At 69.8% G+C, this 25,210-nt stretch carries 32 protein-coding genes; 5 read left to right on the plus strand and 27 right to left on the minus strand.

Annotated features, from left to right (window positions below):
* Window positions 1-113: 113 nt before the first annotated feature.
* Together MKL20_RS26865 and MKL20_RS26870 are read left to right on the plus strand one after the other, a co-directional pair.
* Window positions 114-1,538, plus strand: coding sequence for an alpha/beta hydrolase (locus MKL20_RS26865; protein ID WP_244039205.1), 1,425 nt, complete (start codon window positions 114-116; stop codon window positions 1,536-1,538).
* Entirely contained in the window at window positions 1,535-3,082 is a 1,548-nt protein-coding gene (locus MKL20_RS26870; RefSeq protein WP_244039206.1) for a GMC family oxidoreductase, read from the plus strand. Before MKL20_RS26865 ends, MKL20_RS26870 begins: the two co-directional genes overlap by 4 nt.
* A gap of 2 nt (window positions 3,083-3,084) precedes the next feature.
* Here the strand turns inward: MKL20_RS26870 and MKL20_RS26875 are convergent, their stop codons facing one another.
* Window positions 3,085-3,801, minus strand: coding sequence for a GNAT family N-acetyltransferase (locus tag MKL20_RS26875; protein ID WP_244039207.1), 717 nt, complete (start codon window positions 3,799-3,801; stop codon window positions 3,085-3,087).
* On the minus strand, window positions 3,798-4,424 hold the full coding sequence (locus tag MKL20_RS26880) for an FMN-binding negative transcriptional regulator (RefSeq protein ID WP_244039208.1): 627 nt from the start codon (window positions 4,422-4,424) through the stop codon (window positions 3,798-3,800). The genes MKL20_RS26875 and MKL20_RS26880 overlap by 4 nt, the downstream gene beginning before the upstream one ends.
* A 93-nt stretch (window positions 4,425-4,517) precedes the next feature.
* Here MKL20_RS26880 and MKL20_RS26885 point away from each other — a divergent pair, with 93 nt between their 5' ends.
* The gene (locus MKL20_RS26885; RefSeq protein ID WP_244039209.1) at window positions 4,518-5,996 is read left to right on the plus strand and encodes a PLP-dependent aminotransferase family protein; all 1,479 of its coding nucleotides are present in this window, start codon (window positions 4,518-4,520) and stop codon (window positions 5,994-5,996) included.
* A 169-nt stretch (window positions 5,997-6,165) separates the two neighbouring features.
* Here MKL20_RS26885 and MKL20_RS26890 read toward each other — a convergent pair whose 3' ends face one another.
* The 11 genes from MKL20_RS26890 to MKL20_RS26940 all read right to left on the minus strand — a co-directional run bounded on the left by MKL20_RS26890 (window position 6,166) and on the right by MKL20_RS26940 (window position 16,786).
* On the minus strand, window positions 6,166-6,795 hold the full coding sequence (locus MKL20_RS26890) for a hypothetical protein (protein WP_244039210.1): 630 nt from the start codon (window positions 6,793-6,795) through the stop codon (window positions 6,166-6,168).
* A 13-nt stretch (window positions 6,796-6,808) separates the two neighbouring features.
* Window positions 6,809-8,056: a hypothetical protein gene (locus tag MKL20_RS26895; protein WP_244039211.1), complete on the minus strand. Its 1,248-nt coding sequence runs from the start codon at window positions 8,054-8,056 to the stop codon at window positions 6,809-6,811.
* A gap of 99 nt (window positions 8,057-8,155) precedes the next feature.
* A complete protein-coding gene (locus MKL20_RS26900; RefSeq protein ID WP_244039320.1) occupies window positions 8,156-9,181 on the minus strand; it encodes an ABC transporter ATP-binding protein in 1,026 nt (341 codons plus the stop codon).
* An 8-nt stretch (window positions 9,182-9,189) separates the two neighbouring features.
* Window positions 9,190-10,245: an ABC transporter ATP-binding protein gene (locus MKL20_RS26905; RefSeq protein ID WP_244039212.1), complete on the minus strand. Its 1,056-nt coding sequence runs from the start codon at window positions 10,243-10,245 to the stop codon at window positions 9,190-9,192.
* Window positions 10,242-11,171 (minus strand): ABC transporter permease, encoded by a 930-nt coding sequence (locus MKL20_RS26910; protein WP_244039213.1) that lies wholly within the window; start codon window positions 11,169-11,171, stop codon window positions 10,242-10,244. The genes MKL20_RS26905 and MKL20_RS26910 overlap by 4 nt, the downstream gene beginning before the upstream one ends.
* 14 nt (window positions 11,172-11,185) lie before the next feature.
* Window positions 11,186-12,139, minus strand: a complete 954-nt coding sequence (locus MKL20_RS26915; RefSeq protein ID WP_243971448.1) for an ABC transporter permease — start codon at window positions 12,137-12,139, stop codon at window positions 11,186-11,188.
* A 291-nt stretch (window positions 12,140-12,430) separates the two neighbouring features.
* Window positions 12,431-14,053 (minus strand): ABC transporter substrate-binding protein, encoded by a 1,623-nt coding sequence (locus tag MKL20_RS26920; protein ID WP_244039214.1) that lies wholly within the window; start codon window positions 14,051-14,053, stop codon window positions 12,431-12,433.
* A 110-nt stretch (window positions 14,054-14,163) separates the two neighbouring features.
* A complete protein-coding gene (gene hpxZ / locus MKL20_RS26925; RefSeq protein WP_244039215.1) occupies window positions 14,164-14,547 on the minus strand; it encodes an oxalurate catabolism protein HpxZ in 384 nt (127 codons plus the stop codon).
* Complete coding sequence (locus MKL20_RS26930; RefSeq protein WP_244039216.1) at window positions 14,547-15,944, minus strand: AtzE family amidohydrolase; 1,398 nt, start codon at window positions 15,942-15,944, stop codon at window positions 14,547-14,549. The genes hpxZ and MKL20_RS26930 overlap by 1 nt, the downstream gene beginning before the upstream one ends.
* Complete coding sequence (locus MKL20_RS26935) at window positions 15,941-16,135, minus strand: DUF4089 domain-containing protein (protein WP_244039321.1); 195 nt, start codon at window positions 16,133-16,135, stop codon at window positions 15,941-15,943. Before MKL20_RS26935 ends, MKL20_RS26930 begins: the two co-directional genes overlap by 4 nt.
* 129 nt (window positions 16,136-16,264) lie before the next feature.
* Entirely contained in the window at window positions 16,265-16,786 is a 522-nt protein-coding gene (locus MKL20_RS26940; protein WP_244039217.1) for an ureidoglycolate lyase, read from the minus strand.
* A gap of 502 nt (window positions 16,787-17,288) precedes the next feature.
* Between MKL20_RS26940 and MKL20_RS26945 the strand changes: the two genes are divergently transcribed.
* A complete protein-coding gene (locus tag MKL20_RS26945; protein ID WP_243971460.1) occupies window positions 17,289-17,663 on the plus strand; it encodes a DUF6481 family protein in 375 nt (124 codons plus the stop codon).
* 256 nt (window positions 17,664-17,919) lie between these two features.
* On the plus strand, window positions 17,920-18,201 hold the full coding sequence (locus MKL20_RS26950) for a hypothetical protein (protein ID WP_244039218.1): 282 nt from the start codon (window positions 17,920-17,922) through the stop codon (window positions 18,199-18,201).
* A 436-nt stretch (window positions 18,202-18,637) separates the two neighbouring features.
* On the opposite strand, the gene MKL20_RS26960 is transcribed toward MKL20_RS26950, so the two are convergent.
* The 14 genes from MKL20_RS26960 to MKL20_RS27025 all read right to left on the minus strand — a co-directional run bounded on the left by MKL20_RS26960 (window position 18,638) and on the right by MKL20_RS27025 (window position 25,031).
* Window positions 18,638-18,844: a hypothetical protein gene (locus tag MKL20_RS26960; RefSeq protein ID WP_244039220.1), complete on the minus strand. Its 207-nt coding sequence runs from the start codon at window positions 18,842-18,844 to the stop codon at window positions 18,638-18,640.
* 190 nt (window positions 18,845-19,034) lie between these two features.
* Window positions 19,035-19,700 carry an HAD family hydrolase gene (locus tag MKL20_RS26965; protein ID WP_244039221.1) on the minus strand — a complete coding sequence of 222 codons (666 nt, stop codon included), beginning with the start codon at window positions 19,698-19,700 and terminating at the stop codon, window positions 19,035-19,037.
* A 162-nt stretch (window positions 19,701-19,862) separates the two neighbouring features.
* A complete protein-coding gene (locus MKL20_RS26970; RefSeq protein ID WP_244039222.1) occupies window positions 19,863-20,255 on the minus strand; it encodes a DUF2934 domain-containing protein in 393 nt (130 codons plus the stop codon).
* Window positions 20,256-20,398: 143 nt separating this feature from the next.
* Window positions 20,399-21,607, minus strand: a complete 1,209-nt coding sequence (locus MKL20_RS26975) for an integrase (protein ID WP_244039223.1) — start codon at window positions 21,605-21,607, stop codon at window positions 20,399-20,401.
* The gene (locus MKL20_RS26980; protein ID WP_244017754.1) at window positions 21,574-21,894 is read right to left on the minus strand and encodes a hypothetical protein; all 321 of its coding nucleotides are present in this window, start codon (window positions 21,892-21,894) and stop codon (window positions 21,574-21,576) included. Before MKL20_RS26980 ends, MKL20_RS26975 begins: the two co-directional genes overlap by 34 nt.
* Entirely contained in the window at window positions 21,891-22,166 is a 276-nt protein-coding gene (locus tag MKL20_RS26985; RefSeq protein WP_244039224.1) for a hypothetical protein, read from the minus strand. Before MKL20_RS26985 ends, MKL20_RS26980 begins: the two co-directional genes overlap by 4 nt.
* Complete coding sequence (locus MKL20_RS26990; protein WP_244039225.1) at window positions 22,159-22,392, minus strand: hypothetical protein; 234 nt, start codon at window positions 22,390-22,392, stop codon at window positions 22,159-22,161. The genes MKL20_RS26985 and MKL20_RS26990 overlap by 8 nt, the downstream gene beginning before the upstream one ends.
* Complete coding sequence (locus tag MKL20_RS26995; protein ID WP_244039226.1) at window positions 22,389-22,754, minus strand: hypothetical protein; 366 nt, start codon at window positions 22,752-22,754, stop codon at window positions 22,389-22,391. Before MKL20_RS26995 ends, MKL20_RS26990 begins: the two co-directional genes overlap by 4 nt.
* A gap of 2 nt (window positions 22,755-22,756) precedes the next feature.
* Window positions 22,757-23,032 (minus strand): DUF2312 domain-containing protein, encoded by a 276-nt coding sequence (locus tag MKL20_RS27000; RefSeq protein WP_244039227.1) that lies wholly within the window; start codon window positions 23,030-23,032, stop codon window positions 22,757-22,759.
* Entirely contained in the window at window positions 23,029-23,283 is a 255-nt protein-coding gene (locus tag MKL20_RS27005; RefSeq protein WP_244039228.1) for a hypothetical protein, read from the minus strand. The genes MKL20_RS27000 and MKL20_RS27005 overlap by 4 nt, the downstream gene beginning before the upstream one ends.
* A gap of 6 nt (window positions 23,284-23,289) precedes the next feature.
* On the minus strand, window positions 23,290-23,619 hold the full coding sequence (locus MKL20_RS27010) for a hypothetical protein (protein ID WP_244039229.1): 330 nt from the start codon (window positions 23,617-23,619) through the stop codon (window positions 23,290-23,292).
* Complete coding sequence (locus tag MKL20_RS27015; protein WP_244039230.1) at window positions 23,616-23,975, minus strand: hypothetical protein; 360 nt, start codon at window positions 23,973-23,975, stop codon at window positions 23,616-23,618. Before MKL20_RS27015 ends, MKL20_RS27010 begins: the two co-directional genes overlap by 4 nt.
* Window positions 23,976-23,994: 19 nt before the next feature.
* Window positions 23,995-24,666: a hypothetical protein gene (locus MKL20_RS27020; RefSeq protein ID WP_244039231.1), complete on the minus strand. Its 672-nt coding sequence runs from the start codon at window positions 24,664-24,666 to the stop codon at window positions 23,995-23,997.
* Window positions 24,663-25,031 (minus strand): hypothetical protein, encoded by a 369-nt coding sequence (locus tag MKL20_RS27025; RefSeq protein ID WP_244039232.1) that lies wholly within the window; start codon window positions 25,029-25,031, stop codon window positions 24,663-24,665. The genes MKL20_RS27020 and MKL20_RS27025 overlap by 4 nt, the downstream gene beginning before the upstream one ends.
* Between the last annotated feature and the right edge of the window lie 179 nt (window positions 25,032-25,210).

Below are 25,210 nucleotides of genomic sequence, written 5' to 3' on the forward strand. Positions count from 1 at the left end.
TCTCTCCGTCCTTCTGATCCCACGCCGATCGGGAGTGCGCCACCCCGGTGCGATCGGGTCCATGCGGCGTCGCGTACGCTTGAAGCGTTCCAGCCTCGCGCGATCTCCGCGTCATGTCCGCGCCCGACTTCCTCTTCGCCCTCCATTTTCTCGGCGGCAGCGCCCGAACCTGGCAGCCCTTCTCCCGCGCCCGCGGCGACACGCCGACCTGCGTGCCCGTGGACCTGCCGGGCTTCGGCAACGCCGCTGGGGCAACGGGCCATTCCGTCGACGCCATGGCCGACCACGTGGCGGCGGTGATCCGCTCGAAGGCGCCGACCCGCTTCGCCATCGCGGGTCACAGCATGGGCGCAAAGGTGGCGCTGGCCCTCGCCCGCCGCTCCGAGGATGGCGAACCGGGCCTGGAAGGGCTCACCGACCTGATCCTGATCTCGGGCTCGCCGCCGAGCCCTGAGCCGATCCCGGAGGATCGGCGCGCCAAGATGATCGCCTGGATCGACGCGGATCCGGAAACCCGCCTGCGTGAGGCGAAGGCTTTCGTGCGCGCGAATGTCGGCGGTGGGCTCGACCCGGAGATCGAGGCCCGCGCGGTCGCCGATGTGCTTCAGGCCGCGCCGGCCGCCTGGAAGGCGTGGCTCGAAGCTGGTTCTCACGAGGATCTGAGCCGCCGGATCGGCATCCTGCGTACGCCGGCGCTGATCCTCGCAGGATCCGAGGATGCCGATCTGGGCGCCGATGCCCAGCACGCCCTCATGGCGCCGCATCTCGCCCATCACCGGGTCGTCACGGTCGACGGCGTCGGCCATCTGCTGCCGCTGGAGCGTCCCGAGGCCCTGGCCGACCTGTTGCGCCAGCATATTGCCGACCGTCCGCACGCGGATACTGCCCCGGCTCCCGAGGTGCCGCCGGCCTATTCCGCGCTGATCGCGTCCGAGCGGGTCAATAGCCGCCTGCGCACGGCCCTCACGGAGCGCGCGGAACCCGACGATCCGATCTACCAGCCCAAAACTCTCGATCCGGTGGAACTCACAATCCTGCGCGCTGCCTGCGCCCGGGTCCTGCCGGCGCCCGGCCTGGACATCGCCGCCCGGCTCGACAAGCGCTTGGCGTCCGGGGCCGGCGACGGCTGGCGCTTCGTCGCCCTGCCGCCGGACCCCGAGGCTTATCGCGCTGCCCTGCGCACCCTCGACGCGGCCGCCCGCGCCGCCCACGGCCGTCCCTTCGTCGTCCTCGACGGGCGGGAGCAGGATGCGCTGCTGACGCTCGCTGAGCGCGGCGACCTGTCGGTGCCGGAGACCCTCGGTGGCCGCCTCGACGGCGACCGGATGCGGTTCTGGTTCGAGGATCTGCGGGCCGATGCGGTGCGCCTGTGGCTCGCCCATCCGGCGGCCCTGGCGCGGGTCGGTTTTTCCGGCATCGGCGCCGGCGGCGACCGGCCGGGCCCGATCGCGGACGGATTGCCGGGCTTCCACGAAGTCGGGCTTGACGCGCCGGAACCCTGGGAACCGCGCCCGACGCATGGGAAGACGGCACGATGAACCTCGACGGGATGCGGACCTACCGCACGGACGAATCCGTCGATGCGGTCATCGTCGGCACCGGGGCGGGCGGCGCGCCGCTCCTCGCCCGGCTGGCCGCGGCCGGCCTCAAGGTCGTGGCCCTGGAGGCCGGACCGAATTTTTCGCCGGAGCGCTTCGCTTTCGACGAGACCCTAGCCGACGAGATCTACTGGACCGAGGAGCGCCTGAGCGGCGGCTCCACGCCGGAGGCGTTCGGGGCCAACAACAGCGGCACCGGGGTCGGCGGCTCGACCCTGCATTGGGGCGCCTTCGTGCCCCGGGCCGATGCCCGCGACCTGCGCCTTCACACCGAGACCGGCGAGGGCGTCGACTGGCCCCTGAGCTACGACGAGCTGGCCCCGTTCTACGAGCGGGTCGAGCGCTTCATCGGCGTCTCGGGGCCGCAATCCTATCCCTGGGATCCGGGCCGCCGCTATCCGCTTCCACCAGTGCCGCGCAACGCCCCCGCGCAGATCATGGCCGGCGCCTGCGATGCGCTCGGCATCCGCTGGGCCGATGCCCCCGCGGCGGTGGTCTCGCAGGACTTCGACTCCGAGGGCGGCCCCCGCCGCAACGCCTGCATCAATTGCGGCTTCTGCCACCAGGGCTGCCGCAACGGCGCCAAGACCAGCATGGACGTCACCTACCTGCCCCTCGCGGTCACCCATGGGGCCGAGATCCGGGCCGGGGCCTTCGTCCACGGGCTCGAGCGCGGCACTGACGGCCGGGTCAGCGCGGTGGTCTACACCCAGGACGGCCAGGAGCGGCGCCAGCGTTGCGGCGCGGTGTTCCTCTGCGCCGGCGCCGTCGAGACGCCGCGGCTGCTGCTGCATCTCGGGCTGGCCAATTCCAGCGATCAGGTTGGCCGCAACTACATGGGCCACGTCGCCACGCAGGTCTGGGGCACCTTCGCCAACGAGGTGCGGATGAACCGCGGCTATCCGTCGTCGCTGATCACCGAGGACTTCATCCGCGCCGGGTCCGACTTCGCCGGCGGCTACCTGATCCAGAGCCTCGGCGTGGTGCCGCTGACCTTCGGCAACGCGGTGGCGCGCGGGCGCGGCCTGTGGGGCCAGCCGCTGCTCGACTATCTCGACGGCTACAACCACGTCGCCGGCATCGGCATCAACGGCGAGACGCTGCCGTGCGACGCCAACGTGCTGACCCTGTCCGACGAGATCGACGCGCGCGGGATGCGTAAGGCGCAGATCAGCTTCGGCTACAGTCGCAACGAGGAGCGCCTCAACGCCCACGCCACCAAGGTGATGCGCGACCTGTGGCAGGCGGCCGGCGCCGAGGACATCTGGGTGCTGGAGCGGGTCGCCCACACGATCGGGACCTGCCGGATGGGGCGGGACGGGTCGAGTTCCGTGGTCGATCCTGTCGGCCGCAGTTTCGACATCGACAACCTCTGGATCTGCGACGGCTCGACCTTCCCGAGCTCGCTCGCCGCAAACCCGGCCCTGACCATCATGGCGCTCTCCCTGCGCACCGCCGAGGCGTTTTTGGCCGCCGGGGGCTGAGATCAGCCGGGCTCGGCGCGTAACGCGGCAAGCCCGCGCCGCTGTCGACCATCGGCATCGAAATTCGCCGGGTCGAGCCAAGCCTTGAGACCCGCCCGCACCCGTGGCCATTCGGCGTCGGTGATGGAAAACCACGCCGTGTCGCGGGAACGGCCCTTCACCACGGTGGCCTTGCGGAAGATGCCCTCGAACGTGAAGCCCAGGCGCAGCGCCGCCGCCCGGGATGGGGCGTTGAGGCTGTCGCATTTCCATTCGTAGCGGCGGTAGCCGAGTTCGTCGAAGGCCCGGGCCATCATCAGCGCCATCGCCTCGGTCGCCGCAGGCGCGCGCTGGAGCTGGGGCCCGAAATGCAGATGGCCGACCTCGATCACGCCGTTGCCGGGATCGATCCGGAGATACGAGGCGATCCCCAGCGGCGCGCCGCTCGCCGGGTCGAGGATCGTGTGGAACAGCGGATCCTCGCTCGCCGCTCGGGCTTCGAGACGGACGCGAAACACGGCCTCGCTCTCCGGCATCTCGTCGGGCAGATAAGTCCAATTCCGCTGGTCGGGCGCCGCGCTGTAGGTGGCGAACAGGCCGGCCGCATGGGCCTCGGCGTCCAAGGGCACGATCCGGCAGAAGCGGCCCTCCATGGGCGCCCGCGGTGGCCGGGGGCGCGGGGTCCAGTCCGGGAGGTCCGGCCCGATCGGTTGGCCGAAGGCGTTGAGGCGCTGGCTCACGATCCGCTCCGCGCGGCAACCATATCGGCGAGGATCGTCTCGCCCTCCGCCCGCATGCCGGCGATCACGCCGGCGCGGTCGGCCTCGGGCCTGTTCTTGCTCATCTTCCACTTCCCCTCGATGCGGGTGATCGGGATCTCGATGCCGACGATAGCTCGCGCCTGCGCCGCCACGAACGGCGCAGGCGCGTCGTCCACCGCCCAGGGGGTAGCGCGTGGCGCCTCGCGCAGGGCGGTGAGGTCGGCGATCTGCCGGCGCAGCCAGTCCACATCCTCGATCACCCTCGGCCGGCCCCAGGCGTGGACCGTGGCGTAGTTCCAGGTCGGCACCACCCGGCCGTGCTCGCGCTTGCTCACGTACCAATCTGGAGTGACGTAGCCCTGCGGCCCCTGGAACACGACGAGGCATTCCTCGGCTTCGGCCAGCGCCTGCCATTGCGGGTTGGCGCGCGCGAGATGGGCGCGCAGGGTGCCGTGCGGGCTGGCCTCGTCCAGCAGGAACGGCACCGGGTTGGCGACCAAGCCGTCCGCGCCCCCGGTGATCAGCAGGCCCAGCGGGTGGGCGCGGATCAGCCCGTGCTGCGCAGCAAGCGTGTCGTCTCGGAAGTTCGGCGGCTGATACATCGGACCTGCCCCTTTTGACGCCGGGATGCTTGACCGTTGAGCGGTCCAGGCGAAAGATCCGGTTTCCAAAATCCGACTGGACCGCTTTTCGCCATGGCCCGGGGCCCGCTACCGCTGCCCGTCAGCCTCGATCCGGCCGCACCGACGCCGCTGCACGTCCAGTTGCGCGAGGGCCTGCGCGCCGCGATCCTCGACCGGCGCCTGCCGCGCGGGGCCCGGCTGCCGGCTTCCCGGGTGATGGCGGCCGATCTCGGCTGCGCCCGGGGTACGGTGGTGCTTGCCCTGGAGCAGCTCATCGCCGAGGGTTACCTGACGGCCCGGTCTGGCTCAGCCACCCGCGTCGCAGCGCTTTTGCCGGACGACACCCCCCCCCGAACCCAGGTCGCGGAGCCCACCGGTACGGCGATGCCAAGCCTGTCGCGCCGGGGTGCTCGCCTCGTCGCGGCGCCGGCGCGGCGGTTCATGGCCGGCCCCGGCGTGCCGGACGCCTTCGCGCTCGGGCGGCCGGCCCTCGATGCCTTCCCGTATGCGGTCTGGGCGCGCCTGCTCCAGGCCGAGTGGCGCCACGGACCGGCCGAGCGGCCCGATCCGCGCGGCTCGCCGGCCCTCCGGGCGGCCATCGCCACCTATCTGGCACAGGCGCGGGGTGTTGCCTGCGAGGCCGATGACGTGATCGTCACGGCGGGCATCCGCCAGAGCCTGCGCCTGCTCGCCGAATTGTTGCTCGATCCCGGCGAGACGGCCCTCGTCGAGGAGCCGGGCTTTCCCGGGATCGCTCAGGCGCTCGCGAGCGCGGGCCTGCGCCCGATCCCGATCCCGGTGGGCCCCGGCGGGCTCTCGGTGACCGGTATCGGGCCGCTTCTGCGGGATGCGCGGCTCGCCGTGGTGACGCCGGCCCATCATTACCCACTGGGCCACGTGATGAGCCTGGAGAACCGGCTCGACCTCCTGGCCTGGGCGGAAGCCGCCTCGGGTTGGATCGTCGAGGACGATTACGACGGCGCCTATCGGTATGCCGGGCGTCCGCTGGCGCCGCTGCGAGCTTTGGATCGCGGCGGACGGGTCATCTATGTCGGCAGCTTCTCCAAGTTGCTGCTGCCCGCGCTCGGCCTCAGCTACCTCGTCCTGCCCCGCGGACTCGTGGCGCCGGTGAATCAGGCGCTCGCCGAGATCGGCCCGGCGCCGCCGGGGATCGGCCAATGGGCGCTGGCCCGATTCATCGAGGATGGGCATCTCGCCGGCCATCTGCGCCGGACCCGGCGGCTCTACGCTCTGCGCCAGGAGGCCCTAGTCGAGGCCGCCCGCCGCCACGCCGCCGACGTGATGAATGTCGCCCCGATGGAGGGCGGGATGCACGTGATCGCCCGGCCCGGCCCGGCTTGGCCGAACGCGCTCGGCGATGCCGAAGCGGTCGCGCGCCTCGGCCGGGCCGGAATCTCGGCCGTCGCACTCTCGGCCTATCATGTCGGGCCACCGGAGCCGGGGCTGCTGCTCGGCTACGCGGCGGTGCCCGAGCGGGCGATCGAGCCGGCTGTGCGGTGCATGGCCGAGACGCTGCGGGCGGCCGGGTGAGAGCCGGTTTGGATCCTCAGTTGCAGTCGAATAGGTGTTCCAACCGACGGAGATCCCAATCTCCTCCTCATCCTGAGGCCTCCGCTTGGCTCCGGCATCTCAGGATGAAACTGAGGGTTGGGATAGACCAATCGAGCGGGCTCTGAGCCCTTACGTGAGTCCCGGCGGGTCATTCACCGCGCGGGGTCAGCGTCACGGTAACGGAGCCCCGGCCCGCGCGCAGTTCCAGGCTCCGCAGGGTCTTGGGCCGCACGGTCGCGCCGCTCGACGGGCTGACGCGCTGCACCCGCTCGCCGTCGATGCGCAGGCTGACCACGCCCTCCGCGGTGATCCGCAGCGACGCGACGTTTCGGAAGGATTTCAGCGCCACCGCGGTCCAGGCCGGCCCGACCTCGATCCGCGTCGGGGCCGGGACGACGTCGCGCCGGGCCAGCGCGAGGGCGGCCAGACCGACGATGGCCGCGAGCGCCAGCACGGCCTGACGAAGCCGGACCAGCCTTTTGCGCCGACGCGGATTCGGGTGCACCGATGGGATCGGCGGCGGATGCGCTGCGGCCGGAGGCGGCTCCTCCACCGGCGGTTCGGGTGGCGGCATCGGCGCCGCGACGGGGCCGGCCGGGGCTGCCTCCTGCGCCATGGGCGACGGCGGGGGTGGAGGCGGAGGCGGCGGCGGGGCCGGCGGTTCGACCTTCGGCCGCATCTGCTCCGCGCCGCAGAACGGGCAGAACCGCACCGGGACGTAGTGGCCGCGGTCGCAGGCGGTGCAGCGCTGGGGCGCGGTCGGGATTTCAGGGGGCACGGCGGAGCGCGGGTCAGTGCACGAGCGTGCGCGTTTCCTTGAACCGGGCCAGGCGCTCCACCAGCGGCGCGACCATCACCCGGTCGAGTTGCCTCAGCAGCCCGTGGCGCGCATGCGCGACATTCGCCTCGGCCTGCGCCCGGGCCCGGCGCTGCCAGGCGGCGCGGTCGCGTCGGCAATCGGCCCAGGCACCTTCGATCGACCGGAACACCTCCGGGAGGCGCTCGATCGGGTCGGTGATCCGGTCGTAATGGTGGTCGATCAGGCTGCCGAAGGTGTGGAAGCCCAGTTCCGACAGGAGCGCCACGGCGCGGGGCGCGCCGACCATCACGAAGGGCAGCCCCATGGCGGCGGCCTTCAGCGACTTCTCCGTGATGCGCTCGACGCCCAATTCAAAAAAATCGGTCTCGGAGATGATGGTCAGGTCGCAAGCCTTATAGGCCTGGGTATCGAGCGTCAGGACCATGTCGCCGCCCGGCGCCGGGGTGTCGATCCGCCTGGCCTGCCGGGGGATCCAGGTGCCGACATCGGCCAGCAGCGGCCCGAAGGCGGCCGCGATCTCCGGCGGGGCGTGGAACACGTCGATGCCGCCCGCCTTCGGGTTGTCCGGGCCGATCCCGTGGAACGCGATCAGGCCATCGCGGTCGAGGCGATGGAGCTGGAACCAGCGGAAGAGCAGTACCCGGTGCCAGCGCAGGGCTGCATTCTGGCAGAGAAATCGGGCCGGGCCCGCGGCTTGAGCGAACGGTGCGTAGCCGGTCCGGTCGAGGGGATGCTCGGAAAAAAGCCTCGGGCCGGCCTCTTCGTCGAGCCAGAGCGCGACCTGGAGCGGGAAGAAGTCGAAGGTCCAGAAGCGCAGGCCCTCGCCGTAGAGCTGCTCGTAGTCGAGCCGGAGCGCCCGGTTCTGGCTGACCAGGATGACCTGCGCCCGCGGGATGCCGAGCGTATCGAGGTTGCGGTGGAGCGCCTCGAAGGTCGGGGCGTGCAGGCCCGGCCCCTCGTTCGATAGGTCGAGGAGCAGCGCCGCCCGGCCGGCGCGCAGGTTCTCGACATCGCCGGGCTCAAGGAGATCCAGCCGTCCGTTCGCCTCCGGGAAGCCAAGGCGGACGAAATCGAGCACCGGCAGGCAGAGAACGTGATTGGCCGCGCCCGGTTGGGCCGTGACGGTGATCCGCTTGCCCATCCAGCCGAGCGCCGCCGGCAGGAAATGGCCGCCCTCCCCACGGGGAACCAGGACGATCTCAGGGAAGGTTTGGCTCATCGCGATGCTCGGGCGGCCGGTCGCACGGTGGTCCGCCGCCTGAAAGCCGCGCGACGCCGGATAAAGGCTTCGCGCGGATGCGTCGATCCCCGATGCCGTTCAGGCCGGGGCCAGCTCCGCCGCGCGCACCGGGGTCGGTCCCGCCCGATAGGCGGCCGACGCCTCGTCGGTCCGCCAGCAGGCCACCTTATGTCCCGGGGAAATCTCGCCCACCGGCGGCATCTCCTGGCGACATCGCTCCTCGACCAGGAAGCAGCGCGGCGCGAACGGGCAGCCCGGCGGCCGGTTGGCGAGGTCGGGCGGGCTGCCTGGGATGGTCTGGAGCCGCGAGCCCTTCGCCAGCGCCCCTTCCGCGCGGCTGCGGAGCAGGCCGATCGTGTAGGGATGGTGCGGGTCGAGCACGACCTGATGCGCCGTCCCGGTCTCGACGATCTTGCCCGCGTACATCACGGCGATCCGGTCGGCGACCTCGACCGCCGCGCCGAGATCGTGGGTCACGATGATGATCGACAGGCCGAGATCGCGCTGCAATTCGCGCAGCAGCAGCAGGACCTGGATCTGCACGGTCGCGTCGAGGGCGGTGGTCGGCTCGTCGGCGAGCAGCACCTGCGGCCGGCAGGCGAGCGCGAGCGCGATCATGGCCCGCTGGCGCATGCCGCCGGACATCTCGTGCGGGTAATTGTCCAGCCGACGCTCCGGGCTCGGGATCCGCACCCGCTCGAACAGGGCGAGCGCGCGCTTGCGGGCATCGTCCTTCGAGATTTTCTCGTGACGGTGGATCGCCTCGGTGATCTGCCGGCCGACTGTGTAGACCGGGTCGAAGGCCAGCAGCGGCTCTTGGAAGATCATCGAGACGTCGCCGCCGCGGAAATCGGCGAGCTGGCGCCTGCTCAGCGCCTGCACGTCCCGGCCGGCAGCGAGAATCGTGCCCTCGATCCGGCTGCGCCCCTCGTGGAACAGCCGCAGGATCGCCCGCAGGGTGACGCTCTTGCCCGAGCCGGACTCACCGATGAGCGCCATCGCCTGTCCGCGCTCCACGGTGAGGTCGACGCCGTCGACGACCTGCACCTTGCCGAAGGCGACGCGCAGGTTCCCGAGGGTGACGGCGGGTTCCGGGTTCGACATCGGGGCGCTCATGCCGCGAGCGCCCGCGCCGGGGCGGAGGAATGCCCGGATCCCGGCTGGCGGGCGAGGCACGACACCCGATGCAGCGGCCCGATAGTGTCGAGGGGCGGCTCCTTCTCGCTGCAGACCGGCTCGGCGAGGCTGCAGCGGGGATGGAACCGGCAGCCGGAGGGCGGATCGATCGGGTTCGGCGGGTCGCCGGCCAGCAGCGCCACCTCCGTGCGGTTGTCGGGGTCGAGGGACGGCATCGAGGCCAGCAGCGCCTCGGTATAGGGATGGGCCGGCGCGTCGAGCACCGTGTCGGACGGGCCGATCTCGGAGACGCGGCCGAGATACATCACCATCACCCGGTCGGAGATGAACCGGACGACGTTCAGGTCGTGGCTGATGAAGATGTAGGTCAGGCCGAACTCGGCCTTGAGGTCGAGGAGGAGGTTCAGAACCTGCGCCTCCACGGACTTGTCCAGCGCCGAGACCGCCTCGTCGAGCAGCACCAGCCGCGGCTCCAGGGCAAGCGAGCGGGCGATGTTGACCCGCTGGCGCTGGCCGCCGGAGATCTCGTGCGGGTAGCGGCCGGCGAAGCGCTTCGGCTCCAGGCCGACCCGGGCCAGCAGGGCGCGGGCGCGCTCCACCGCCTCGCGGCCGGGTACGCCGTTGACCTTCGGGCCGAAGGCGATCGATTGCTCCACGGTCATGCGCGGGTTGAGCGACGCGTAGCTGTCCTGGAACACCATCTGGACCTGGCGGCGGTAGGACCGCCACGGCATCACCCGTTCGCCCACCGCCTGGCCGTCATACAGCAGGGAGCCGGAATCGCGCTCGATCAGGCCCATGAGCAGCTTGGCGGTGGTGGACTTGCCGCAGCCGGATTCGCCGACGATGCCCAGGGTCTCGCCCTTCAGCACGTCGAAATCGACGCCGTCGACGGCGCGCACCACCTGCTTCTTGCCCCCGGCCTTGCGGACCGGGAAGTGCTTGTAGAGCCCTGAGACCGACAGGAGCGGCTGGGCCGGTCCGCCGCGGTCGCGGGCGAACGGGTCGGGGGCGTCCGGGATGACGCTCACTGGCGAATCTCCATGGCGGCGCGCAGGCCGTCCGAGAACATGTTGAAGGCGATCGAGACGACGAAGATGCACACGCCCGGCAGGGCCGCGACCACCGGGTTCGCGTAGATCGCGGTGCGCAGGGTGTTGAGCATCAGGCCCCATTCCGGCTCCGGCGGGCGCACGCCGAGTCCCAGGAAGGACAGGCCCGAGGCCAGGATCATCGAGACCGAGATCAGGCTGGTCGCGTAGACGAAGATCGGCCCGACGACGTTGCCGAGCACCTGCACCCGCATGATCGTCAGCGGCGAGGCGCCGGACAGCTTGGCGGCGTCGATGTAGTCGCGCTTGCGGATGCCCGTGGTGACGCTCTCGGCGACCCGGGCGATCTGGGGCACGAACACGCAGGTGAGCGACACGATCGAGTTGAAGATGCCGGCCCCGAGCGCGCCCGACAGGGCGATTGCCAGCAGGACGGAGGGAAAAGCAAAAAAAACGTCGATGGTGCGCATCAGGATCGTGTTGGTCCAGCCGCCGACATAGCCGGCCAGGATCCCGATGGCGGAGCCGATCACGAAGGCGATCAGCACCGGGGTGACCCCGATGAACAGCGACAGCCGCGAGCCCAGCATCAGCCGGCTGATCATGTCGCGCCCGAGCTCGTCCGAGCCGAGCCAGTAGGTGGCGTCGCCGACATGCTTGAGGCGGCGCAGCATCGACCCCTTGTACGGGTCCATCGGTGTGATCCAGGGCGACAGGATCGCGATCAGGACCACGAGCAGGATCACGGCCCCGGCGCCCATGGCCACGGGATCGCGCACCAGGCGGTGTCCTACATGGCCCCAGAACCCCCGGGACGGGACGAAGGCGGCCTCCGGAGCGGCGTCTCCGGTGGAGAGCACGCCGCCGTCGAGGGCCATGGAGGCTGCGGTGATCGGTGCGGTCATCATCGGCCTCCGGGTCAGGCGCGTTCGATGCGCGGGTCGAGGGCGGTCTGCATCACGTCCACCAGCAGGTTCAGGACCACGAAGAACATCGCCAGCACCAGGATCGAGCCCTGGAGCAGGGGCAGGTCGCGCTGGAAGATCGCGGCGTTGAGGAGGAAGCCGGTGCCCGGCCAAGCGAACACGGTCTCGACGAGGATCGAGCCGCCGAGCAGGTAGCCGAGCTGGAGGCCCATGATCGCCAAAGCGGTCGGGGCGGCGTTGCGCACCACGTGCTTGAACACGCCGAACTCGTCCATGCCCTTGGCGCGCAGGGCCTCGACGAAGTCCTGGGACAGGATGTCGGCCACCAGGGCGCGAACCGTGCGGGCGATGATGCCGGTGGGGATCACCGACATCGTCACCGCCGGCAGGATCAGGTAACGCAGATGGTCGAAATCGGGCCGCCAGTTGCCGGAGCCGTCGGGCCCGGCGCCGGTGGGCGGCAGCCAGCCGAGGGTGGCCGAGAACACGATCACCAGCACCATGCCGAGCCAGTAATGCGGCACGCTCACGCCGAAGACGGAGAGCGCCGAGGCGGCCCGGTCGGCCACCGAGTTGCGGTGGTAGCCGGCCACGAAGCCGAACAGCGTCCCGAAGGTGAAGCCCAGCAGGGTCGCCACGGAGGCCAGGATCAGCGAGTTGACCACCGCGCGGCTGACCTCGCCCAGCACCGGCCGGCCGGTGGCGATGGAGGTGCCGAGATCGCCGTGGAGCACGTGCCACAGCCAGATCAGGTACTGGACCGGCAACGGCTTATCGAAGCCGTAGGCGGCCTTCATCTCGTTGATGGTCTCCTGGGTCGCATCCGCCGGCAGCACCGCGCTCAAGGCATCGCCCGGCGCGAGATGGACCAGCAGGAAGCAGACCAGGCTGACGCCGAACGCCACCGGCGTGACGTAGACCAGGCGTTTGAGGATGTAGATCAGCATCACGGGCCCCGATGTCGCGTTCCAGTCGGACGTGTTCCCCCGCAGGGGCTACGGGCAACACAGGTTTCGTTCGCAGCCGCAGCCCTGCCGCAGACTGGAAAAGGCGCGGGTCCCCTCTCCCGTGCGGGAGAGGGACAGGGTGAGGGGTGCGACCTCTCCGGAAGGACCCGATCCCTCACCGCGACCCTCTCCCGCTCGGGAGAGGGAGCGCGTTGCGACTTGCAACAGCGCTTGTGCCTCACACGGGGGCCGCCCGTAGCCGTGAAGGTACGGAGACCGGCCCTGCTTTAATCACCGCCCCGCCGTCGCGATGGTGATCTTCGAAAAGTCCTGGAACCAGTTCTGGGCCTGAACGAAACCCTTCACCTTCGGGCTCATCGCCCGCGGGTTCACATCGTGCGTGATCATGATGAACAGCGCGTCGTCCACGAACTTCTCGTGGACCTTCTCCAGGACCTTCGTCTGCTCGGGCTTGTCGAAGGTGGTGCGGACCTGGTCGAACAGCTTGTCCATCGCCGGATCGTTGTAATAGCCCCAGTTCGTGCCGTTCGGCGGGGCGAAGTTGCTCTGGAGGTGGCGGATGAACCCGGTGAATGGGTCCTGGATGAAGTACGAGTAATTGATCGCCGAGACGCCGCGGGAGATGTCGGCCTTTGCCCCGGCCCGCCAGATGTTGATCAGCGTGTTCCACTCGACCACCTCGTAATCGACCTGGATGCCCACGTCGGCGAGGTTCTGCTGGACGAACTCGTTCATCGGCAGCGGCTGCATCTGGCCCGAGCCCGAGGCCGAGATCGCGACCTTCAGCTTCAGGGGCTTGGCCGGGCTGTAGCCGGCCTCGGCCATCAGCTTCTTGGCGGCGTCCGGATCGAATTTCACGTCGAAGCTCGGGTGGCCGAACCATTGGTGGCCGGGGGGCATGAAGCCCTTGGCGGGGATCGCGAGGCCGCCGAGCAGCTCCTTCAGGCCGTCGCGGTCGATGGCGAGGTTGGCGGCCTTGCGCACCCGGATATCGTTCCAGGGCGAGCCTTCGACCCGGGACAGGTGCCAGGTCCAGTTATGCGGATAGGCGTTGGTCACGATGGTGAAGCCGGCGCCCTTCAGCGAGGCCACGGCGTCCGGCGCGGGGGCCTCGATCCAGTCGACCTGGCCGGAGCGGAGCGCCGCGACCCGGGCGTTGGCCTCGGGCAGCGGCACCAGCACGAGCTTATCGAGCTTCGGCACCCGGTTCGTGTCCCAGTATTCCTTGAACGGCACCATCTCGGCGCGCTCGCGCGGGGCGAACAGGGTCAGCTTCCATGGTCCGGTGCCGGACGGCTGCTTGGCGAAGGCGTCCCAGGACTTGCCGACCTTCTCCCACTGCGCCGGAGAGGACATCATGATCCAGGCGATCTGGTAGGGCAGCGTCGCGTCGGGGGCCTTGGTGATGATCTCGACCGTCTGCGGGTCGACCGCCTTGTAGGAGGCGACCGCCGGGATCCGGGTCTTGCCCTGTGCGGACTGGCGCGGGTCGTATTGCGGCGCGTCCGACTTCAGCAGCTTGTCGAGGTTCCACACCACCGCGTCGGCGGTGAAATCGGAGCCGTCGTGGAATTTCACCCCCGGCCGGAGCTTGAAGGTCCACTTGGTCTTGTCGGTGGCGTCGACCGCCCAGCTGGTGGCGAGGCCGGGCACGAGGTCGGAAGCCAGCTCGGCGCTCGACAGGTCCCAATTGATCAGCCCGTCATAGACCGTATAGCCCAGAAACCGCATGCCCTCGCCGCCATTGTCGGTCTGGCCGGTGGTCAGCGGGATGTCGGATGCGGTCATGCCGATTCGCAGCGTGCCCTGCGCGAGAGCGGCGGTGCTTGCAGAGAGCGCGAGGGCGCCGGCCAGCGCCGCACGGGCGCCAAAGGTTTTCAGACGAGACAGCATATCGGTTCGGGTACTCGCGTTGGTCCGGGAGGGCGGGCCCGGAATACGCTCGACCGTATGCAAGCCCGCGGCCAACCGGTCCCGGTCCATGCACGCCCCCCCCCCCGCCGCTAGGCGGTCTCGATGACGCTCACATGCGCGGCCACCACCCGCCAGCCCTCCGGAAAACGCACCCAGGTCTGGCTTTGGCGGCCGGTCTTGCCGGGGGCATTGTCACGGGTGAACAGGGTCATCGCGGTCGCGAAGTCGCGCCCGTAGGTGGTGATCACCGTCTGGGCCAGCACCCGTTCCAGGCCCACGGGCGAGCGGGCGCGCCGAAACGCCCGGATCGCGTCCATGCCGTAGAGGTTCTCCCCAGCGCCGTACCGGATGGTCCTGGGATCGTCCCGGAACAGGGCCTCCAGGGTGGCGACATCGTTGGTGGTCAGCGCGATCTCGTAGGCCCGGAACGCGGCCTCGACCTCGGCCCTCACGGTGGGATCGTCGATGACCATCAGGCGATCTCCGCCACGGGGGCCGTGCAGATTCCGTCCCGCTCGAGCTGGCGCGCCACGCGCAGGGCCAGATCCTCGCGCCAGGGGGCGGCGATCACTTGGACGCCGAGCGGCAGCCCGGCATCGAGCCGCACCGGCACGGCCACCACCGGCAGGCCGATGAACGAGATCGGCTGGGTGAACAGGCCGATATTGGCCCGCACCGGCAAGGTCACGCCGTCGAGGACGAAGTGCGTCTGGCCGCCCTTGGGCGCCCGGCAGGGCGTCGCTGGGGCCAGGATCACGTCGACGCCGTCGAACAGCTCCAGCACCGCGTCCCGGTACCAGCGTCGGAAGCGCTGGGCGCGCTCGACGAAGGGCGCCGGGATCATCGCTCCGGCGATCAGCCGGTCCCGCACCGCCGGGTCGAAATCCCGCGGCCGGGTGCGCAGGCGGTCGAGGTGAAGCGCCGCGCCCTCGGCGGCGGTGATCAGATAGGCTGCGGCCCGGGCGCGATGGGCCTCCGGGAGTTCGACCGTGCGGCTCGCGCCGAGCGCGTCGGCGACGCGGGCGACGGCCGTAAACGCCTCCGGGTCGCCGCCGCGGGCGAAGTAGCCCCCCGCCACCGCGATGCGCAGGCCGCCGATCCCGGTTTCGAGGCTGGGAAGAGCGGGCTCGGGCGCCCGGGTGGTGGCGACCGGATCCTCGAGGTCGGGGCCTTGCATCGCGTCATAGGCCAGGGCGAGGTCGGTCACGCTCCGGGCCATCGGCCCGAGATGGTCGAGGCTGCCGACGAACGGGAAGCTGCCGGCCCGGCTGATCCGCCCGTAGGTCGGCTTCATCCCGAAGCAGCCGCAGAAGGCCGACGGCACCCGGATCGAGCCGTTGGTGTCGGAGCCGAGCGTCAGCGGCACCAGCCCGGCCGCCAGAGCTGCGCCGGAGCCCCCGGAGGAGCCGCCGGTCATGTGGTCGAGGGCGTGAGGATTGTGGGCGTCGCCGTCGTGGACGTTCTCGCCGGTGAAGTCGTAGGCGTACTCGCCCATGTTGAGCGCACCGACCAGGATGGCACCGGCGGCCTCCAGGCGCCGCACCACGGCGCCGTCGCGGCCGGCCGGCGGGCGGTCCCGGTTGATCTTCGAGCCGGCCAGGGTCGGCAGGCTGGCGACGTCGATCAGGTTCTTGACCGCGAAGGGCACGCCGGCGAGCGGGCCGACGGCCTCGCCGCGGGCGATGGCGGCGTCGAGTGCCTCGGCCCGGGCGAGCGCGCGCTCGCTCAGCACGTCCGTGAAGGCGCCGACGCGCCCGTCGATCCGGGCGATGCGGTCGAGCGCGGATGCCATGGTCTCGCGGGCGCTCGCACGGCCCTCGGTGATCGCGGCGGCGATCGTCACGGCATCGGAGGTGGCCGGCACGCTCATGCCTCGAACCTCGGCGCCGCCTCGACTTCATCGGGGAGCGGGAAGCCTGCCACGAGCTCGGCCGCTGCGGCGAGGACGCGGAGGTTCGCGGTAATCGGCTGCATCCAGGCCGGATCGATGTCGAGGCCGAGCAACGGCGCCGTCACCGCTGTGTAGGCATCCGGGTCGAAGGGCGGGGGCGTCTCAGGCATCGCATTCCTCGCGCCGGCCATCCGGGCAGCCAGCTCTTGTTCCGGGTTGCAGGCATCGTGCCGGATCTCCTCCGCGGCCCGACGCATCACCGGATCCGCGATGCTCAATCCCTGAGCAGAGTCCTCGGCTCATCGGAGCGATTCCAGATCGTGGACACGCCTGCCGCTTTCTTGAGCAGTTCTCGGGAGAGCGACCGTCAGCGGCTCGATTGACGCGAAAACACAATCCACCTCGGTGCCATCCTCGTGGACGAGCATCGCAAAGGTGCCTGGCGCTTGCAGAGTCATCATGTGCGCGTGCCAAGCGCCGGCGCGGTAATTGATGCCGGCATGGCCCGGAACCCGGAACGCCTGGATCTTGGCTTCGTCGGGACTGCCGTCGCGATCCGGGGCGACGACCACCACGTAGGCCTCGACCGAGAGCGGCAGGAAGGCTTGGCTGGAATGCGGGTGCCGCTCCAGGCGGCGCAGAGGCATCAGCCGGTCCATCGGTTCGCTCTGGATCAGCGCGAGGTTGGCGCGTGCCGTCGGTCGGCTGTTCTGCATCGTCCCGGCTTGGTCCTGGCGCGGCGGCGTCGCCGGCGCGTGCAAAAGGTCGCCGTAGGGCGCGAAAGCCTCCGTGGTGATCTCGGCGATCGTGATCGTGCGCATTGAGGCTCCATCGGTTCGGGATGCCGACATCCCGGCGAAGAGACGATGCGGCGTCGGTGCCGCACCGCCGGTCTTGCCGTCCCGAAAGGCGCGACCTAACTCTTGCGCATTCGATCGAGCCTGCGGCTCGGCCCACCCGGCAGCCGGCGAAACGCGGTTCGAGATCGCCGCGTCCCATCGTCGGTTTGAGGTTTTTCGGCATCGTCGGGCAAATCTTTTACAGAGTCGCCGTGGATTGTCGCCTTGGCGGCCACCTCAGCATGCAGACACGATTGCGTCTTGGGGCCGGCTGGGTCTAAGGGCTGTCCCGTTTTTATCAGACATGGTCCGACCCGAGCGCTTTTGCGTGATCCGAGCGCTCGGGTCGGACCATCGGTATTGCCGATGGATCGGTGCGGTTCCAGGGCCCGGGGACGGTCCTGGAACCCGTAGTCTCCGTACGTGGCCGGCGTCGCCGGTCGTCCCCGCGAAACGCGTGACGTACCCAACCGAGAAAGGTCAGATGAGCGCATTCGACTACCGGAATTTCGACGATCGCCGCCAGCATTCGCAGAGCGCCAAGGCCGCCCTGCTGGCCAAGTTCAAGGCCCGCCCGCCGGCCGACGATCCCGAAGTGATCGCCAAGGCCCAGGCCCGGGCCGCCATCGCCCAGGCCCGTGAAGAGCGCGCCCGCGAGCGTGAGACCGCCCGGATTGCCGCCGAGCGGAAGGCCGCCGAGGAGAAGCGTCTGCGCGAGGAGGCCGAACTCACTGCGCGCCTCGCCCGCGAAGCCGCCGAACTCGCTGCCGCGCAAGAGCGCAAGTCTGCCGAACTCGCATTGAAGAAGGCGCAGCGCGACGCCCGCTACGCCGCCCGCAAGGCCAAAGCCAAGCGCTGAGGCGCCGCGCCGGCGCCGGCGCGCATCCATCGAGCGCTCGAACGCCGTCCGCCCCCCGAGGCGGGCGGCGTTGTCGTTCGGAGGGGTATCGATCCTTCGATCCGAAGGCGCAGGTGCCTCTCGAAATCGGACTACGCTCGACACACCGCTGCGCAACCCTCCCCGACCGATGCGGGTTGAGAGCTGCCGCTATCTTGTACGAGGCGCGGTGTGCCCGGTTGTCCTTCAAGACGGCGACGTGAACGGCGAGGAAGCGATGTGGTCACGAATCCTGCTGGCAGCGCTGGCGCTCGTTTGCCTGGGATCGGGCCATGCCTCGGCGCAGGATCGCACCACCGTCACCGCCTGCGACACGCTGATCGCCGCGCGCCGGATCGATGCCGCGACCGGGCCGGCCCGCGACACGCCGGAAGCCGGATGCCGCCAAGTCCCGAAGGCCGATATCGGTCCGGTGGAGCAGCGGGCGCTGATCGGCGGCGCTCCCTATGAATGCATGACGATCACGGGTGCCGGCCGCTGCCTCTGGGTCGCGCCGTGAGGCTGTGAGAGCCGAGCGAGGCCGCATTCCGGCACGGGCCAGCAGTCTGACGAAGCTTCACGGCAGGGGCGATGCGCACTATCTCGGCGGCTCGGTCCCAAGAGGAATACGCCCCGGTATGTTGAGTATCCAGGCCAGGACGCGGATCCCCGCATTGGTGTCGGCTGTAATCCTCACGGCGTCACTCGGAATCATGCCGGCCCGGGCCGAGCCGCCGATCCGGAGCCCGGAGGACGCGGCCTGCCGGAACGAGGCCCGCGCCAAGGTTTTTTCCGCGCCTAATCCCAACGGACTGGAACTCGAGGATATCGGCCGGCAGATCTATTTCGCTTGTATGGCTCGGACGACGCAGGCCGCGGCATCACCGCGGAAGCCTACCGGGAAGCGGACGCATCACCGGCATCGGCGACGCTGACGCGCCGCCGGTCTTGCGCGCTCAGGAGTTCAGCGGGGCGCCGATTCGGGCGCGCAGCTTGTGGCGGAGCGCCTCGTTGCCGCCCTCCGCGTTCAGCGCCGCCATCAGCCGCAGCAGATGGCTGAGCGGGGTCGACCGGCACTCGATCGCCTCGGCGATCTGGTCCGGCAGGGGTTTGGCCGCCGGCACGAAGCGCGGTGCGGGGCTGGCCTGATGAGTCTGGGGCATGCGCGGCGCTCGTGCTTTGAGACGTTCCAGTTGGCGGGCGGGTGGCTACGCCTTCCCGCCGCCCCGCGCCAGCCCCATTCGCGTTTTTACGTAGCCGGCATCATGCACCGTTACCGCGCTGCAACACGGCCTGCGGGAAACCGTGGAGGACGCGGGGCTGGCCTCCGAAAGGGCTTGCTTTTGCGGTCCGTCAGCTTGTCGCCAGCGGTGATTGATCGAATCCGTCGAGCAGATCCTGCGGATCGCGGTAGATGGCGATGCAGCCCGCCGCCGACAGGTCGGCCTCCGGAAAGCCGCCGCAGAGCATGCCGATGGTGCGCAGGCCTGCTTTTGACGCCGCTTCGGCGTCGTAGGGCGTGTCGCCGATGACGATCATCTGGTTCTTGTCGAGACCTTCCAGCTTCTTCACTGCGGCTTCGAAGATGTCGGGATGCGGCTTCGAGCGATCGGCGTCGTCCGAGCTGGTGACGACATCGACCAGATCGGCGATGCCCAGAATCTCCTGATAGCGCTCGACCTCGGGGCCTTTACCTGAGGAAGCCAGGGCGATCTTCAGGCCCGCTTCGCGGATCCGATCGAACAGCGGCCGGACCACCGGGAACGGCCGGACCTTGGACAGGTACTTTGTCTTGAACAGCTCGGAGCGGAAGCTCTCGATCTCCTTGCCCTCGCGCGCGATGCGCTCCTTCGGCAGGAACACCGGCATCAGCTCGTCGCCGCCCTTGCCGATCTGGCTGCGGACCTTGGCCTCGTCGGTCTCGACGCCGAAATGCGCAAACGCCTCCACCCAGGCGCGGGCGTGCAGGTCGACGCTGTCGAGCAGCGTCCCATCAATGTCGAAGATCACGGCGCGCATCACGGGCCTCCTTGTGGCGCACGGCGTACGCGTCAGGGCGGACAACGATGGCGGGCGCGGCCTGTTCCTGCTGCGCGCGGCTCCGAAACGGCAGGAGCCCGCCCCCGGTGAGGGGACGGGCTCCTGAAACCAGCCGGGATGGCGCCCGAGGACGCCGTCGGCTCAGTGCATCGAGGCCGGGGCGCGGGCCGGCTTGGCTTTGGCGGCGAGGCCGGCCGTGACGGCGGCCTTCGAGGCCTTGGCGGTCTTCGCGGCGGCCGGCTTGGCGAGGGCGACCTTGGGGGTCACGGTCTTGGCGGCAGCGGCCTTGGCCGGAGCCTTCGGGGCAGCAGTCTTGGCGGCGGCCTTCGGCGCAGCAGCCTTCGGAGCCGAAACCTTGGCGGCCTTCGCGGCGACCGGCTGGGCTTCGGCGGCCTGGCCGTCGGCCAGCACCACGCCGGCGCGCAGCTCGGCCTCGGCGCGGATCCAGTGGGCGACCGCGTGACCGTGAATCCGGCCCTCGTTCTCCCAGATGTAATAGGCGCATTCGCGCACGTGCTGCTCGCTGATCTGCATGCGTTCGATCTCCTGTCCGTCCTGGGATCGACGATGCGAGGGTAGGGTTAAAGGGCGGTTAACCGTGTGATTTTCAAGGTACTGATTTGTTTACGTTTTTTTAAGGCATTCCTCGGTCGTTCCTCGCGCTGTTCCTGGACCGTTCAAACTGCCGGCTTCGGACCCCGTCGGCCGAGGCGAGCCGTGGCGAACCGGCGGTGCGCTTCGAGGCGCTCCCGGTCGTAGATGTCGGCGGTGGTCCTCGGGCGGGTGTGACCGGCAACCTTCGCCGCGTCGTCCGTCTGGGCGCCCCCTCCCCGGCCCTCGGTCACCGCAGAGGCACGGAGATCTCGGCTCCACAGCTCCGTCGGCAGCCCGGCCTGGAGACGCACCTTCTTCCAGGTCCAGTTGAACTGGGGGTCGGTGTACGGCAGGCCAGTGACCTCGTTGACGATCAGCGGTCCGGAGCGCGCGTCGCCCGGCACTCGCGCGAGCTCGTCGAGCACCATCGGGCAGAGCCGCAGGTCGATGACGACCTCGACGCCCGTCTTCTCCTTCGTCTTCGAGGGCACGTAACGCAGCACCAGATCCTCGCTGATGTGGCGCCACTCCAGGCCGGCCCATTTGTGCCTGCCATGGACGACTGGGCAGAGGATCGCGTCCTCGATCGGGTACCATTGCCCGGCCGCGTCCCACTGGCGGAGCGCGGTCTCGAACTGAACGGCATAGCAGAGCGCCAGCGAGGGGCGGCCGAGCGCGTGGGCTGCGGCGATCGCCTGGCGCACCTGGTCGGCGGTCGCCACGAGGCTCCGGGAGCGGATGGCGGGCAAGCGCAGCTCCGAGATGTCATCGCGCAGCGCCCGGCAGCTGCGGTGACCGGCGACGATGCAGAACGTGAGCGCCGCCTTCAGCACCGCTATCCGCATCTTCGCCGCTGCGGGCCGGGCGCCTTCCTGCGCCCAACCGGCGTGCCAGCGCTTCACCTGAAGCCCCGTCAGCCCCTCGATGCGATGATCGCCGACCTCCTGCTCCAGCAGGCGCAGGTAGACGACGTACGGCTTGCGCGAACCGGGCTTCAGCGCGTGGAAAGGCGAGTCCTCGTGCTTCTGGTAGATCCGGAGCACGCCGCCGATGGTCCCGTCGAAGGCGAGCGGATCTCGCCGTAGACCATCGAGCCAGGCCAGCATGTCGCTCTGCAGGCGGCTGCAGGCGTCGACGAGCATCTCGGGCGCGGCGATGTACTGCGTGAGGGTGGCGGACCCGCTCGGGTAGCCCCGGCGGACGGCCTCTGGCGACGGGACCCAGTACGCCGCCCAGCTTCCACTGCGCGGCCGAAACTTCAGGCCCGGCGCCTTGATCGAGGGCTTGTCCATCCCACCGCTTCCTGATGCGCCCCCGAGTCGGCAGGTGCTTTCGCTGCAGGACCATACTGCCGATCATAGAAAGCTCGAACGGCCGGCGTGTAGCGCTTGCCATAGAGAGCGGTCTGCCGGGGGAAGCCGCAGGCCTCCAGGCTCGCCACGCTCGCGCACCACTTGCGCTTGTCGTCCTCGTCCGGGCCGACGACGGCCTCGGCGATGTCGCGGTCGGCTGCGAACAGCGGTAGATCGTCGAAGGTCAGGGCCGGACGGGCGGATCGCGTCGTGCGGGGCTTGATCACCTTCCCGGCCTCCCGAAGCGATAACCCTCGATCCGCTCGATCTCGGAGCGCAGCTGCCGCAGGTACTCGGCCTGACGTTGCCGGGCGTAGTTCTCGGCCGCCCACCGGGTGCGATGCCAGTTGGCCCCCTCCCCGGCCAAGTAACGGTACTCGCCGACCTCGCTGATCCGGCAGCAGGCGCCCGTGACCTCGGCCCAGACGGCCTCGATCACGCCATCGGCCAGGATGTGTGAGGTGACGTAGACCTGAAGGATCGCGGTCTCCTCAGCCATCGGCGACCTCGACCGGCTTCGGGAAGGTGCGCATCGTGCCGTCGCCGGCGGCCTTCAGAATGCCGGCAGCGAGCGTGCGCGCCTCCGGACGATCCATGACGAAGCGGGCGGTAATGGGCTTGCCCTGGAGCGTGAAGGCGATCGCGAGCTCGACGCCGTCGGACGTCGGTACCGCGTCGATCGTCCAGTCGGCGCCATCGGGTGGAACGAGGCGGATTGCGGTCATGCAGCGGTCCTTCCGTAGCTGGCTTGCAGGGCGGCCCAGGCACGATCCCGGGCTGCCTCGATGCGCTTGGCGGCACGATCGAGGCGCTGTTGATCGACGCGCTTCGCCTCGCGCACGGCGAATGGATCGACGAAGGTCGAGGAGAGCGACGACAACTCGATCGGCGCGCAGGCCGCGACGTAGTCCGTGAAGGCCTCCAGCTCCCGCTCTCGCGCATCCAAAGCGCGTCGGGAAAGCACGGCCCACCGCGCGCCCCATAGATCAGCGGCGCGCAAGCCGAAAGACAGCTGTTCCTTGAGCAGCTGCAGCAGCTCCTCGCGGTCGAGATCGTCGAGGGCGATCGGGGGCGGGGCAGCGGCCATCGCTACGCCATGCCCAGCGCTTGCAGGTACAGCTCCAGGATCGCGTCCTGCTCCTGGCGTTCGCTGTGGTCCTGCTTGCGGATCCGGATGATCGTGCGCACGGCCTTCGCGTCGAAGCCGCGGCCCTTCAGCTCGGCGAACACCTCCTTGATGTCGCCCATGATGCCGGCCTTCTCCTCTTCAAGGCGCTCCAGGCGCTCGATGAACTGCTTCAGTTCGTCGGCGGCCACGCCCTCGGTAGAAGAGACGTCGCCCGATGTGGACAGGCCCGCGGTCATGCCGCCACCTGCCCGACCGAACCCCCAGCATCGGCGTCCGTGGCCGTGAACTCGTACGGCTCTCCGCAGAACGGGCAGAAGCTCGGGAGCGGCACGACCCCTCGCTTGCCGCGCGGGGCGATCTTCTCCGTGACGATCGTCACGGTCGTGAAGCCCGGCCGCTCCGATGTGCCGAAGACGATGGTCGGCTGGATCTTGGTGTTCCGATCCGCCAGGGCGGCGTTCAACTCGGTGATGCAGTCGCAGGCCATGGCGCTTCAGCTCCACACGGTGCGGCCGAAGACGACGGCGGGGCCGGCGATCCAGGGTTGCGTTTCAGGGTCATCGGACGGGTGCCTCTCCATCCAGGAGGCGCGGTAGATCGCGGTGGCGGCGTCGTTGCGCAGCAGGCCTTCGCCATGCCCGCCCTCGTGGACGAACATGTCGGCGCGCCGTCCCTCGTGGAGGACGGCCACGTGCTCCGGCCGTCCGCCGAGGATCGGCTCCAGCACGTCGCGCAGCTCGGCGAGGCCCGGCTCGCCGGCCATGTCGACGACACGTACGAGCGGATCGCCGGCGGGCTCCAGGACGAGGAGGCGCGTCTTCACGGCGCCACCCCGAGGTCGGTCGACTCGCTCACGACCGGCGGCGCCCACGCCCGCTGCGCCAGGAAGCGATCGGCAGCGCGCACGAAGCGGATCTCCCGGATCGCCTCGACCGCCGCCTCGGCCTCGCGCCGGCCGGGCGGATCTCCCGTCAGCGGCAGGCCCTGCAGGAGCGCACGGGCCGGATCACGGTAGGCGTGGACCTGGGCTTCGGTGTAGCCGGCCTGGAATAAGTGAACGGCCGTGCACGCGCCCTCTGGACCGTTCTTCCGCTCGGACATGATGCGGGCCATACGGAAGATGTGACGGTTCGCGTCGGGAGCTTTGCGGGCGGCGTGGACGAGGGACGGGGCTGGCATCTGCGAACCTCCTCAGGCGCTACAGGGGACGGGTGACGGATGATGCTGAGCCCTCGGGGGGGGCTCGACGCTTGGCTGCGGTCTTGGTTTTCACCTTGGTTTTTCCCGGCCGCGGCTCGGCTAAAGCGATCTCTTCAGGCGTCGGCGCACGCCAGGTCTGCGACCACTCCGGCCCGAACAGGCCGTCGTTGCCCGGCGCGATCAAGCGCAGGGCGATCGCGCGCTCGGCCGCCGTCGTGCGCACGCGCCGGCCGGACGGCGCCAAGCGGTAGCCGCGAACGCCGTCCGGGCTGACGGTCGACACCATCACCGCACCGGCGGCGAGCTCGGCGAGCAGCTGCAGCACCGGCTTTGCGGTCCGCTTCTTGGGCAGGACGACGATCGCCGGCTCGGCCGATACGGGGCGGGGCGCCTCGGGCTCGCCGGCGCCGGTCCATTCGGCGTCGGTCGCAGTCCACGACCGGCGGCGCGCCTCGGCCCGCACCTGCAGCTCGACCTCGGCGATCCAGCCCTCGATCCGCGCTGCGACGTTCCGACCGGGCGGCACCAGGTACGTCCAGGCCTGGGGTGCGGCCCGCATGCGCGGGAACGTCTTGCGCAGGCCGACCGCCAGCCAGAACTGCCGGGGCAGGCCCAACAAGAAGCCGTCGGCGACCTCGGCGACCCCGATCGGGACGGAGGTCGCCTTCAAAGGGCTGCTCCATCCACCGAAAGCCGGCCGGTGAGCACGCCGCGGCGGAACAGGTGCACCATCTGGGAGAGGATGCGGTGCGCGTGATCCTCACGGATGAGGCTGAGCTCTGACCAGGTGAGGCCGCTCAGGACTCCGACGGCCTCCGTGGCATCGAAGCCGCCGCGCTCCGAGATCCGCTCGATCGTCTGGTCGTGGTTGCTCTGGCACCTGGCGCGTGCGGACTGCTCGTTGAATAGCTCCCACGGCACCCGGTCCACCACGACGGTGCGCGGGGCTTTGCGCACTTGGTCCTGCATCGCTGTGCTGAGCATGATCCGCATAGTGCGGCCGGACTCGCACGGGGACTTGCTGACCTCAGCCACGGGCGCCTCCCGTTGCTACGATCGGATCCCGGATCGATACATCCGCCAAGACAACCCTAAGATGCATACTGAGGGCCAACATACACCTCTGTATTGTATAGGCAGAAAGAAATCGCGAATATTGCGCAGTATTCACACCTGCGTATCTTCCGGAGACTAAGTCATACGTGCGCTCGATT

This window comes from Methylobacterium sp. E-066 (assembly GCF_022829635.1).
In the GTDB taxonomy this organism is placed as follows: domain Bacteria; phylum Pseudomonadota; class Alphaproteobacteria; order Rhizobiales; family Beijerinckiaceae; genus Methylobacterium.

Excerpts from the sequence above, each read along its gene's own strand:
- MKL20_RS26865 (WP_244039205.1), top strand. The coding sequence starts at position 114 with ATGTCCGCGCCCGACTTCCTCTTCGCCCTCCATTTTCTCGGCGGCAGC.
- MKL20_RS26870 (WP_244039206.1), top strand. The coding sequence starts at position 1,535 with ATGAACCTCGACGGGATGCGGACCTACCGCACGGACGAATCCGTCGAT.
- MKL20_RS26880 (WP_244039208.1), bottom strand. The coding sequence starts at position 4,424 with ATGTATCAGCCGCCGAACTTCCGAGACGACACGCTTGCTGCGCAGCAC.
- MKL20_RS26885 (WP_244039209.1), top strand. The coding sequence starts at position 4,518 with ATGGCCCGGGGCCCGCTACCGCTGCCCGTCAGCCTCGATCCGGCCGCA.
- MKL20_RS26895 (WP_244039211.1), bottom strand. The coding sequence starts at position 8,056 with ATGAGCCAAACCTTCCCTGAGATCGTCCTGGTTCCCCGTGGGGAGGGC.
- MKL20_RS26900 (WP_244039320.1), bottom strand. The coding sequence starts at position 9,181 with ATGTCGAACCCGGAACCCGCCGTCACCCTCGGGAACCTGCGCGTCGCC.
- MKL20_RS26910 (WP_244039213.1), bottom strand. The coding sequence starts at position 11,171 with ATGACCGCACCGATCACCGCAGCCTCCATGGCCCTCGACGGCGGCGTG.
- MKL20_RS26915 (WP_243971448.1), bottom strand. The coding sequence starts at position 12,139 with ATGCTGATCTACATCCTCAAACGCCTGGTCTACGTCACGCCGGTGGCG.
- MKL20_RS26920 (WP_244039214.1), bottom strand. The coding sequence starts at position 14,053 with ATGCTGTCTCGTCTGAAAACCTTTGGCGCCCGTGCGGCGCTGGCCGGC.
- hpxZ (WP_244039215.1), bottom strand. The coding sequence starts at position 14,547 with ATGGTCATCGACGATCCCACCGTGAGGGCCGAGGTCGAGGCCGCGTTC.
- MKL20_RS26930 (WP_244039216.1), bottom strand. The coding sequence starts at position 15,944 with ATGAGCGTGCCGGCCACCTCCGATGCCGTGACGATCGCCGCCGCGATC.
- MKL20_RS26935 (WP_244039321.1), bottom strand. The coding sequence starts at position 16,135 with ATGCCTGAGACGCCCCCGCCCTTCGACCCGGATGCCTACACAGCGGTG.
- MKL20_RS26940 (WP_244039217.1), bottom strand. The coding sequence starts at position 16,786 with ATGCGCACGATCACGATCGCCGAGATCACCACGGAGGCTTTCGCGCCC.
- MKL20_RS26945 (WP_243971460.1), top strand. The coding sequence starts at position 17,289 with ATGAGCGCATTCGACTACCGGAATTTCGACGATCGCCGCCAGCATTCG.
- MKL20_RS26950 (WP_244039218.1), top strand. The coding sequence starts at position 17,920 with ATGTGGTCACGAATCCTGCTGGCAGCGCTGGCGCTCGTTTGCCTGGGA.
- MKL20_RS26960 (WP_244039220.1), bottom strand. The coding sequence starts at position 18,844 with ATGCCCCAGACTCATCAGGCCAGCCCCGCACCGCGCTTCGTGCCGGCG.
- MKL20_RS26965 (WP_244039221.1), bottom strand. The coding sequence starts at position 19,700 with ATGCGCGCCGTGATCTTCGACATTGATGGGACGCTGCTCGACAGCGTC.
- MKL20_RS26970 (WP_244039222.1), bottom strand. The coding sequence starts at position 20,255 with ATGCAGATCAGCGAGCAGCACGTGCGCGAATGCGCCTATTACATCTGG.
- MKL20_RS26975 (WP_244039223.1), bottom strand. The coding sequence starts at position 21,607 with ATGGACAAGCCCTCGATCAAGGCGCCGGGCCTGAAGTTTCGGCCGCGC.
- MKL20_RS26985 (WP_244039224.1), bottom strand. The coding sequence starts at position 22,166 with ATGGCTGAGGAGACCGCGATCCTTCAGGTCTACGTCACCTCACACATC.
- MKL20_RS26990 (WP_244039225.1), bottom strand. The coding sequence starts at position 22,392 with ATGACCGCAATCCGCCTCGTTCCACCCGATGGCGCCGACTGGACGATC.
- MKL20_RS26995 (WP_244039226.1), bottom strand. The coding sequence starts at position 22,754 with ATGGCCGCTGCCCCGCCCCCGATCGCCCTCGACGATCTCGACCGCGAG.
- MKL20_RS27000 (WP_244039227.1), bottom strand. The coding sequence starts at position 23,032 with ATGACCGCGGGCCTGTCCACATCGGGCGACGTCTCTTCTACCGAGGGC.
- MKL20_RS27005 (WP_244039228.1), bottom strand. The coding sequence starts at position 23,283 with ATGGCCTGCGACTGCATCACCGAGTTGAACGCCGCCCTGGCGGATCGG.
- MKL20_RS27015 (WP_244039230.1), bottom strand. The coding sequence starts at position 23,975 with ATGCCAGCCCCGTCCCTCGTCCACGCCGCCCGCAAAGCTCCCGACGCG.